Source organism: Flavobacterium aurantiibacter, assembly GCF_002251775.1.
GTDB classification, from domain to species: domain Bacteria; phylum Bacteroidota; class Bacteroidia; order Flavobacteriales; family Flavobacteriaceae; genus Flavobacterium; species Flavobacterium aurantiibacter.
Map to the genome: position 1 here is coordinate 1 of NZ_NOXX01000112.1, position 9,001 is coordinate 9,001.

Annotated in this window: 3 protein-coding genes; 1 reads left to right on the forward strand and 2 read right to left on the reverse strand. The window is 41.6% G+C overall.

Annotated features, from left to right (window positions below; genetic code table 11):
• Nucleotides 1–94 precede the first annotated feature (94 nt).
• Together amaB and CHX27_RS01830 are read right to left on the reverse strand one after the other, a co-directional pair.
• On the reverse strand, nt 95–1,648 hold the full coding sequence (amaB, locus tag CHX27_RS01825; RefSeq protein WP_094485064.1) for an L-piperidine-6-carboxylate dehydrogenase: 1,554 nt from the start codon (nt 1,646–1,648) through the stop codon (nt 95–97).
• Nucleotides 1,649–1,664: 16 nt separating this feature from the next.
• On the reverse strand, nt 1,665–2,423 hold the full coding sequence (locus CHX27_RS01830) for a UDP-2,3-diacylglucosamine diphosphatase (RefSeq protein ID WP_094485065.1): 759 nt from the start codon (nt 2,421–2,423) through the stop codon (nt 1,665–1,667).
• A gap of 219 nt (nt 2,424–2,642) precedes the next feature.
• On the opposite strand from CHX27_RS01830, the gene CHX27_RS01835 reads away from it, so the two are divergent.
• Nucleotides 2,643–9,001, forward strand: a 6,359-nt coding sequence (locus CHX27_RS01835) for a choice-of-anchor L domain-containing protein (protein ID WP_094485066.1), incomplete at its 3' end; no start/stop codon positions are given.

The window sequence follows — 9,001 nt, forward strand, 5'->3', positions numbered from 1 at the left end:
CCATTTATCTGTTTTCTGACCGCAATTTTTAAATCGAACTCAGGTATAAAAAAAGCTGCGTTTGTTGCGCAGCTTTTTTGAAAGTTTCGAATTTTTACAAATCGAATTTAATTCCTTGTGCTAAAGGCAAACTTGTCGAATAGTTTATCGTGTTGGTTTGTCTTCGCATATACACTTTCCAGGCATCCGAGCCGCTTTCTCTTCCACCACCTGTTTCCTTTTCTCCACCGAAAGCTCCTCCAATTTCCGCTCCAGAAGTTCCAATATTTACATTAGCTATGCCACAGTCGGAACCTGCAGCCGATAAAAACTGTTCGGCTTCGCGCAAATGAGTGGTCATAATTGCCGATGACAATCCTTGAGCAACTCCATTCTGAATTTCAATGGCATCTTCAACACTTCCCGAATATTTCAATAAGTACAAAATCGGCGCAAAAGTTTCGTGCTGCACGATTTCAAAACTATTGTCGGCTTCTGCAATAGCGGGTTTAACATAACATCCACTTTCATAACCTGCTCCAGTTAAAACGCCACCAGGAACAATAATTTTTCCGCCTTGTGCTACCACTGCTTCTAAAGCGTGTTGGTACGTTTTTACCGCGTCGGTATCGATAAGTGGTCCGACATGGTTGTTTTGGTCAAGCGGATTTCCAATGCGAAGCTGTGCGTAAGCAGCAACAATAGCATCTTTAACCTGTTCGTAAATGCTTTCATGGATTATTAGTCGGCGTGTCGATGTACAACGTTGACCGGCTGTGCCTACGGCTCCGAACACGGCTCCAATCACAGTCATTTTAATGTCGGCATTGGGCGTCACAATAATTGCGTTGTTTCCACCTAATTCGAGTAATGATCGGCCCAAACGTTCGGCAACAGTTGCGGCAACGATTTTCCCCATACGGGTTGATCCGGTAGCCGAAACCAAAGGAACGCGTTTGTCTTTTGACAACAATTCGCCAATCGTATAATCGCCTGAAATTAAGCAAGAAATTCCTTCTGGCATGTTGTTTTCCGCTAAAACTTCAGCTATGATATTCTGGCAAGCTACGCCGCAAAGAGGAGTTTTTTCACTCGGTTTCCACACACAAACATCGCCACACACCCATGCAAGCGCTGTGTTCCACGACCAAACCGCAACAGGAAAGTTAAATGCAGAAATTATTCCAACAATGCCTAGCGGATGATACTGTTCGTACATACGGTGCGCCGGACGCTCCGAGTGCATCGTCAGTCCGTGAAGTTGTCGAGACAAACCAACTGCAAAATCACAGATATCGATCATCTCTTGTACTTCGCCTAGTCCTTCTTGTAACGATTTCCCCATTTCGTAAGAAACCAATTTTCCTAAATCGTCTTTCTTTTGTCTGAGTTTCTCTCCAAACTGGCGTACCAACTCACCGCGTTGAGGTGCTGGCATCAAACGAAATGTTTTGAAAGCTTCCGCAGCAGTCGAAACCGCCTTTTCGTAATCGGCAGCAGTCGATGCACGTACGCTTCCAATGAGTTTTCCATCTACAGGAGAGTAAGAGTGGATTAATTCGCCCGAGCTGAAGTTCTGACTTCCGGTAGAAGTTCCTTCATTTTCGGCTAGTAAGCCTAGACTTTTAAGTACATTTTCAATTCCGAAATGTTGAGCAGTATTGTTCATTTTTAATGGATATTCTTTATGATTTTGAATAGGTTTTTAGTTTTAGTTCGGTGCCGTCGAATTCTGCGTAAGTAAAAAACTGAATCCAATCTCCCAGATTTACGTAGGTAGCCTGATTTCCCAAATCGAAGGTCATAGGTAAATGACGATGTCCAAAAATCAAGTAATCGTAGTGCTTTTCTTCTAGCTTTCTTTTGCAGTATTGAATGAGCCATTCGTTATCCGGACCGTGGAAGGTGGCGTCTTCTATTCCAGAGATCAATTTATTTTTCACGGACAAGTATTGTGCAATTCGCACTCCAACATCGGGATGCAGCCAACGGAAACACCAATTAAAAAAGGGATTCGTGAAAACTTTCTTCATTCGTTTGTAACCCTTGTCTCCAGGTCCTTTTCCATCACCATGGCCAATTAAAAATTCTTTGTTTCCGAAGGTGAAAGGGGTTGAATCGCGGTAAATTGGGATTTGTAGTTCGGTTTCGAAATAATCGCGCATCCACAAATCGTGATTTCCAACAAAAAATAAGATTTCAATTCCTGCGTCTTTCAACTCTGCGATTTTTCCCAAAACGCGAACGAAACCTTTAGGGACCACAGTTTTATAGTCGAACCAAAAGTCGAATAAGTCGCCCACAAGAAAAAGATGCGACGCGTCGTGTTTAATGGAATCGAGCCAATCGACAAAAAGTCGCTCTCGATGCAAACTTAAGCTCCGACTTGGTGCGCCAAAATGCTGATCGGAGGCAAAGTAAACTTTTGTTTTTGGTTTGGTCATATGCGAAATCGATTGCAAAGATACGTATTATCACAGTCGAATTTATAATCCTGAATCGATAAGAAACAATGTTAAAAAGTCGGCTTCTGTTACAATTGTATTTTCATAGAGCTATTTTGTTAAATATTTAAAGAATTGTTAAGGAGCTTCAATAATTGCTAAATTTGAACATTAACCTTGTGTTAACAAAAAGCTCATTCTTTTCCAAAAAAAATGTTTATGAAAAAAATTACTTTGCTGCTTTTTTTACTGGTTTTTTCAAAGCTGGTGGCGCAAACAGAGGGTTTTGAGTCGGGTATTCCAGCTGATTGGGCTGTTATTAACGGTACTAATGGCATCGGAGCTAATCTCCAATGGACGGCTACACCAACGCCATTTCCATCTACATTCGCTCCCTGTGCTGGAGTAAATTCAGCGTTTATTAATTTCGAACAAATAGGAATTAATAATACGGAGGAAGATTGGTTAATTACCAATCAGAGGTTAGTTCCTGCCAACGGACAGCTTCGGTTTCTTGTCCGTCAGTTAGCGGCGGGCGATCAGGGTACACTTTTTCAGGTGCGCGTGTCGATCAACCCCAATCAAACCAACCAATCAGCTTATACTATTGTTCAATCCTTTACGGAATCCGATTTACAAGATTTAAACGGTGATATCACGGTTTGTGATGAGAAAGTTGTCGATTTACCGGCGTCTTTGGTTGGTCAGCAAGTGTACATAGCTTTCGTGAGAGTTTTCACGCAGCCAACGCCTGCAAGAGGTGGAGACCGATTTTTGCTTGACAATGTTCGTATAACCGAGCGCTGTCTTACGCCAAATGGTTTAGATGTAGCTTCTGTTCAATCAACCACAGTTCAACTTACTTGGAACAATCCAGGTTTAGCTTCGAACTTTGAGATTGAAATTGTACCGGCAGCTTCAGATCCAACGGGTTCGGGTTTTACTGTTACAGCTCCTAATACAAACCCCACTTCATATACTACTACTCCAGCAAATATTGTTTTGCAGGCGGGGACAAATTACAAATACTATGTTCGTGCCATTTGCGGTACAACTGAAACCGTAACAAGTGACTGGGCCGGACCGTTCCCTTTCACAACTTTGCCAACCGGCTCGGTTTGTTCGGATCCTTTGCAAATCGTTACGCTTCCGTACCAATCAACAGGAAATACACTCAATTTTGGAGATGAATTCGACACCGCCCAAGGCACATTGTGCGGCGCTACTCCAGCAACGACGAATTACTTAGCTGGTAACGAGGTTTTCTATAGTTATACACCAACCGCAGATGGAATTATTAATATTTCAATGACTCCCAGCGGAACTCCGGCGACAAATTCGGGATTGTTTGTCTATGCGGGTTGTAATAATGTAGGAGTTACATGTATTGCGGGTCTGGCGAACGCACAGGCAACTGTGAGAACTCTAACTGTAAATGTAACTGCGGGCACTACATACATTATTGTTATCAGTTCAAGTAACACCACCCCCTCGATTGGATACAACTTAATTGTACAGAATCAATCCTGTACACCTCCACCAGCTACATTGGGTGCTTCGGAAATCGGACTTACTAATGCTACGCTTACTTGGGATAATCCGAGTAACTTTTCTTCTTGGGAGGTAGTAGTGCAAGCTCCTGGAGCAGGAGTTCCTGCGGGTTCGGGTACTGAGGTTACTGCTTTGCCTTATCTGGTAGAAAATCTAACTGCCGCAACAATTTACGAATTTTGGGTGCGTGCCGAGTGCGTTCCTGGATCAGATTTGTTTACCACGTGGGCAGGTCCATTTGTATTCAATACATTAGTTTGTGACGCAACAAGCACATGTAACTATACTTTCAGGTTAAGAGATTCGGGTAATAACGGCTGGAATAATGCAAGAATGCAAGTGCGCCAAAATGGTATCGTAGTTGCAACTTTAGGAAGCACAATAACAAACGGCGGGCCTGTTGATGTTTCGGTTCCGCTTTGTAACAACATTGGTTTCGATCTTTTTTGGTCGGTAGCAGGAACACTTCCAAACCAATGTATTGTTGAAGTTATAAATTCATTTGGACAAACCATATTCACTAAAGCTGCTAATTCAGGTACACCTCTAACTGTTCTGTACACCGACGTAGTAAATTGTACAACACCACGCTGTGATTTAGCTCCAACATCAGTTGCAGTTCCCACAGCCACTTTACTTACAAATACAGCTTTGGTAACGTGGTCTGCGCCTGCTACAACTTCTTGGGATGTCTATGTGGTTACTCAAGGAAGTCCGGCTCCCACAGCAAGTACTGTTCCAACTTTTAATGATATTACGGTTGCAGATTTAACGAATCTTTCATTTAATATTACAGGCTTGATTCCCGATACTGCTTATACAGTATACATTCGAGTGAACTGTTTACCTACAGATTCTCCTTGGAGTACAGGTGTTAACTTTACAACGCTTCCAACTTGTCCTAAGCCTACAGCATTATCTGTTACAGGAATCGGACTTACAGCAGCGACCTTTAATTGGACCAACGGCACACCAACAGATACTGCATGGGAAATTTATTTGGTACCTAGCTTTTCGTTAACTCCACCTGCGCAATTACCAGCAGTGAATCCTCCAACGGACAATGGGCAGCTATTGATTCCAGTGTCATCAGGTTCACCATTTACTGTTCCAGATGGAACTTTACAACAAGCCAGAATTTACTATTATTACGTGCGGACAGTTTGTCCGGGAGACGATAAAAGTACTTGGGCTGGGCCTATAGTTTTCAACACAATAACTTGCTTGCCAGAAGATAAGTGTACATATCGATTTGTACTTACCGACGCGGGAGGCAACGGTTGGAATGGTGCACGCATGCAAGTCCGTCAAAATGGTATTATTGTTGCAACTATAGGTAGCACAATAACTACAGCAGGACCAACAAATGTGAATGTTCAAATATGTAATGATATTCCATTTGATTTGTTTTGGAGTGTAGAAGGAACTGCTCCTGCAGAAGTTGGAGTTCAAGTTCAAAGTCCATTTACTGATATATTATTCACCAAAGCTCCAGGTCAAGGTGCGCCATCAACGGTACTTTATTCTTCAGTTGGTGATTGTACTCCTCCAACTTGCCCAAAACCAACTCCTTTAGCAGTAGACGTTACGACCATAACAGCAACCTCTGCAGAACTAGAGTGGACAGAGAACGGATTACCAGCGCCAGGTGCTACACAATGGGAGGTTTATGTTGTTCCTGCGGAAAATGCAATCTTACCTGTAAATGGGTCTCCAGTAACTGGCGTAGCTCCGTATTATCTAACAAATTCAAATCCATTTACTGTTGAAGGCTTATTGCCAGCAACCACTTACGTGTATTATGTTCGGTCTATTTGTTCGAGTACTGATGTGAGTACATGGACAATTTTAGCGCCTAGAACTTTCACAACAAAACCTCTAAACGACGATTGTGCAGGTGCAATAACAGTACCTGTAAATCCAACTAGAATTTGTGCACAGAGCATAAATGGTTCAACGCTTGGTGCTACTAGAACACTGCCCAATACACAACCGACTTGCCAAGGAAATACAGACGATGATGTTTGGTTTTCTTTTACTGCTACTAATTCCACCCACATTATAACATTTAGTAACATTAATGGTCCATCAAGTGATATCAATCACGCATTATATTCGGGTTCAGATTGTACTTCGTTAACACAACTGTATTGTAATAATAGTAATTTAGAGGTGAGTGTTGCAACGAATTTAGTTCCTAACCAAGTTTATAGAATTAGGGTTTGGACTGGTGGAGGTAATGCAGCACAGTTCGCAAACTTCACTTTGTGTATTACTACTCCAGATCCGGTAACTAACGACGACTGTGCAGTTGCGACTCCAGTAACACCAAATAACGGATTGGAATGCGTTACGATATTCAGTAGTGCAATAACTGGCGCTACACCGTCAGCGAATTCACTCTCTTGTCCTGGAACTGAGGATGATGATGTTTGGTTTAGTTTCGTGGCAAACAGCAGTACTCAAATCATTACACTTTCGAATATTGTAGGAACTTCAGATAACCTAAATCACGCGGTTTATTCAGGAACCGATTGCAATGCATTAACGTTATTGTTTTGTAGCGATCCGAATGAAAGTATTGAAGAAAATTATGTTGTTGGAAATACATATTGGATAAGAGTATGGTCTTCAGTAGGTACACCGCAAGACATTACATTCGACTTGTGTATTGGTAAAATTTTACCACCAATTACAACTAACCTAGATATTTACACCAAGCAACAACTTATTGAAGACATTTTATTGGATACGTCATGTGCGAACGTAACCAATATAACTTCGTCGACAGGTGTAGATTTTGGTGCAGATTTGCCAAATGGAATAGGCTACTTTAATAAAGGACTTTCGGAGTTTCCTTTTGAAGACGGAATTGTTTTAACAACAGGAAACGCAGCTTCTGCGCCAGGTCCAAATGATGTTATTTTGAGTGATGGCGGTTTTGGATGGCTTGGAGACGATGATTTAGAAGCCATTATCTTAGAAGCCACAGGTCAAGCTATGAATTCGCAAAATGCAACAAAGCTTGAGTTTGATTTTGTACCGCTTCAGGATCAAATTAGCTTCCGCTTTATTTTCGCTAGCGAGGAGTATGGACAGTTTCAATGCGACTATTCTGACGCATTTGCATTCCTTTTAACAAACACAGCTACAAATGAAACAGAGAATTTAGCGATTATTCCAAATACGACCACTCCAGTTTCCGTTGTTACCATCAGAAACGAATTGTATAATGACACTTGTGATTCTGTGAATCCTGAGTTTTTCCAGAGTTTTTACGGAGATTTAGGGATAAATCCAATCGGAGCACCTATTAACTTTAACGGTGTTACGGTTCCCATGACAGCAGTTGCAAACGTTATACCAGGCGTGACCTACCATATTAAATTAGTAATCGCAGACCGACGAGATAATGCATTTGACAGTGCGGTATTTCTCGAAGGAGGCAGTTTCGATATTGGAAATGTAGAGTTAGGAAGCGACTTTTTAGAATCGGCTGGGAACGCAATTTGTCCAGGTGATTCGGTGACTATTGACTCGGGTTTAAATCCAACAATTTATACATTTGAATGGTCGAGAAATAACGAGATTATACCAAATCAAAGCGGACCGACAATCGTTGTTACTGAGCCAGGAACTTACCAAATTAGTGCATCTTATAACAATACCACTTGTGTCGCAACAGATCAAATTATTGTTGAGTTTTTCCAAGATGCAGTTGCTGGAACCCCAGCAAACCTTTTAGATTGTGATTCTACTGGATCTTCGACTTTCGATTTAACTCAGAATGCGGCTACAATTTTAGCGCCATTTGCTGCTGGTTCGCACGCACTGACGTACTTCACAACTTTTGATGATGCAGACCAAAACGTAGTTGCAAACCAGATTACAAACCCGGAAGCATTCCTCGGAAACAATTTACAAACGATTTATGTTCGTGTCTCAAAGATAGGAACAGGCTGTTATCAGGTAGTAAACTTCAGTTTAATTGTCCAAAATTTAACCCCAGTGTATACGCTAGATGGAGTTAAGGATCTGTGTCCGGATGAGCAAACAACCGTTACAGTAGTACCTACCGAAAATTCTTTTGATGTAAGCCAAGTTACCTACACTTGGACATTAAATTCTAATCTAATTGCAACAACTCCTTCAATTGTAATTAGCGGTGCACAATTGGGTAATTACGAAGTAGTGGTAAACAATCAAGGTTGTACTACCAGCCAGACATTTACAATTGGAGCAGCTAGTCCTGTTTGGGATGTTCAAGTTACGGGTCCAACAGAATTATGTCCGGATGAGAACGGTACGATTACCGCTACGGTTACAAACAACACCAACGGAAGTCCAGTTACATACATTTTCACTGATCCAGCGGGTCAGACAACTTCCTCGGCAGAGAACACCTTTGCAGTTACCGAGCCAGGCACTTACCAAGTTTCGGTATCGATTTTGGGATGTTTGAGCTCGCCATTTAGCTATGTCGTAGCTCCTTCATCGAGATCTTGGGACGTTACCTTTGGAAGCAGCTCGTATGTTATATGTAATAATCAGGCAGTTACAATAGATTTTACCGCAAATAATTTTGACATTACTAATCCAAATGCTACTTATATTTGGACGCGTCCAGATGGAAGTCAATTTACAGGCTCAACTATTTCCGCAAATCAAGTGGGAGAATATCAGGTATCGATTTCTTTATTCGGGTGCACTAATACTTATTCTGTTAATGTTGATTTGGATTCGATTTCATTAAATATTGGATTTGAAACGGGTTGTGTTAATAACCAGTTTCAGATTAGCGCACTTCCGGTAAGCAATTCTTTTGATCCAAATGCTGTAACGTATACATGGGAAGGGAGTGTGCCATTTCAAATTGTATCTCCCGAGACTCCAGAATCCATTATTGTAAGTGGTGCTGGCGAATTTATTGTAACGATAACAGCAGCCAGCGGTTGTTCAGATTCTGAAAGTGTAACAGTAAGCAACATCGGTTGTATCATCCAACGTGGTATTTCACCGAACAACGA

What these genes read in the sequence shown, in the direction of transcription:
- CHX27_RS01830 (WP_094485065.1), bottom strand. Translation starts at nt 2,423, where the DNA reads ATGACCAAACCAAAAACAAAAGTTTACTTTGCCTCCGATCAGCATTTT.
- amaB (WP_094485064.1), bottom strand. Translation starts at nt 1,648, where the DNA reads ATGAACAATACTGCTCAACATTTCGGAATTGAAAATGTACTTAAAAGT.